We start from the raw sequence: 1,713 nt of genomic DNA, 5'->3' as shown, positions 1-1,713 counted from the left end.
GTTTGTTTTCGTTTTGTTACGGGTTCGTTTTTTTGCGTTATATCTCCGCGGGCCGCCGTTTCCAGGCCGGGGGGGGCGCGATAACCGGCGCGGCCGGTTTCGATGATTCTTGATTCGTCATCGAACTCGATATCGTGGCCGCTTTTGTGCTATGCGGCGATGACGATCGAGTTGATGGGGGTGAGGTTGATGTAGAGCCAGGAGACGGCGGTGTAGGCGGGGCCGCAGTCGACGCCGTTGTAGCCGGTGCAGAACGACACCTTGGCGCCACCGGTCTGGTTGTTGAGGATCCACTTGTAGCCGTACTGGTTGGAGAGGTTGTACGTCCCGTAGTTGTAGTACCGGTTGGTGATCGTGCCGTCGTTGGCGTAGATGCAGACGTACCCGTCCGCGCAGCCGTTGATGGTGTCGGCGTGGGCTGTGCCCGCGCCGGCGAGCAGGGAGGCGGTGGCGGCGAGGGCGGCCGCGCCGGTGCCGAGTACGGCCTTCAGACGCTTCATTGAGCGTTCCTTTCCCGAGTTTCGGTGGGCGGTCGTTTCGCCCGTGGGACCAGGAAATCGGATGACGGATCGCCGGTCGAATCATTCGAAACAATTCGAAGACGATCACGCGTAAAAGGGGGAATCACGTGATCCGGATCGAACTCTCGGCGGCCGCGGTGGCGCGCACGCGTTTCGCCGTGTCGCCGCTCTACCAGGCCATGCACCTGCTCTTCGCCCTCGGGCGGCAGCCTCGCGCGGTGCCGTACGAGTGGCGGCTGCGGGCGCGGGACGTCATCGTCGGGCGGCGGCTGGGGTTGCTCGCCGCGCTGGCGATCAGTGCGGACGGCTACACGCCCGACTTCCTGACGCCGGAGCCGGCGGCCTACCGGTCGGCCGTCGAGGACGAGTTGCACCTGGTGGCCACCGCGCCGGTCGAGCGGGTCCGGGCGGAGATGGGACTGGTGCTGTCCGGGCTCGCGGACCTCGGGATTCCGGCCCGCAGGCCGCGCGCCCTCGTGCTGGACGCGCTGGACCGCGGGGAGGACGGCTTCGCGGAGCGGCTGGCGGGGGAGTTGGGCGCGTTCTGGTCAGGTGTCCTCGGGCCTCACTGGGCGGGGCTCTCCGCGCGGCTGGAGCACGACATCGCCCGTCGGGGGGAGCTCACGGCGGGGCTCGGGCTGGGCGGGATGGTCGCCGGTCTGCACCCCGAAGTGGGCTGGCACGACGGGACGTTGTCCGTGCGACGGCCCGGCCGTCCGGACCGGCAGCCGGGGCTGCGGATCACCGGGCCGGGCGTCATCTTCGTGCCGGGCGCCTTTCCGCCGGGGCTGATGCTGTCCTTCGACCCTGCGGCGGGGAGACGGACGCCCGTCGTGGTCTACCCGGCGCTCGGCCTGGCGCGGGAGGCCGGGGAGCGGCTGGGCGGATCGCGCTCGTCGATCCTGGCGGAGCTGACGCGGGCTCGGACGACGGCCGACGTGGCCTCGCGCGTCGGCCTCAGCCCGAGCACGGTTTCGTACCACCTGCAGGCGCTCCACCGGGGCGGGCTCGTGCGGCGGACCCGGCGGTCGCGGGAGGTGTACTACGAGGCAGTGGGGGATCCGGCGGGCCGGTTGCGGTGAGGAGCGAAGCCCTTGCCGGGGCGGGCCTTCGGGGCCCGCCCCGGCAAGGGTCGGTGGCGCGGACGATGAGGTGGGCGTCAGGATACGGTCCCGTCGTCGGAGTAGGTGTA

Annotated in this window: 2 protein-coding genes; one reads left to right on the top strand and one right to left on the bottom strand. The window is 70.0% G+C overall.

What is annotated here, in order from left to right:
* Nucleotides 1-149 precede the first annotated feature (149 nt).
* Nucleotides 150-500 (bottom strand): hypothetical protein, encoded by a 351-nt coding sequence (locus tag ACFV4G_RS27750; RefSeq protein WP_380444828.1) that lies wholly within the window; start codon nucleotides 498-500, stop codon nucleotides 150-152.
* Between the two features lie 128 nt (nucleotides 501-628).
* Between ACFV4G_RS27750 and ACFV4G_RS27745 the strand changes: the two genes are divergently transcribed.
* The gene (locus ACFV4G_RS27745) at nucleotides 629-1,603 is read left to right on the top strand and encodes a helix-turn-helix domain-containing protein (protein WP_380444827.1); all 975 of its coding nucleotides are present in this window, start codon (nucleotides 629-631) and stop codon (nucleotides 1,601-1,603) included.
* The last annotated feature ends 110 nt before the right edge of the window (nucleotides 1,604-1,713 follow it).

The sequence above is a fragment of the Kitasatospora sp. NPDC059747 genome, from assembly GCF_042732955.1.
Taxonomy (GTDB): Bacteria; Actinomycetota; Actinomycetes; order Streptomycetales; family Streptomycetaceae; genus Kitasatospora.
The sequence above is the reverse complement of the archived record's forward strand: the minus strand, read 5'-3'. Positions and strand labels throughout refer to the sequence as shown.

Coding starts and splice junctions, on each gene's coding strand:
- ACFV4G_RS27750 (WP_380444828.1), bottom strand. CDS start 500: ATGAAGCGTCTGAAGGCCGTACTCGGCACCGGCGCGGCCGCCCTCGCC.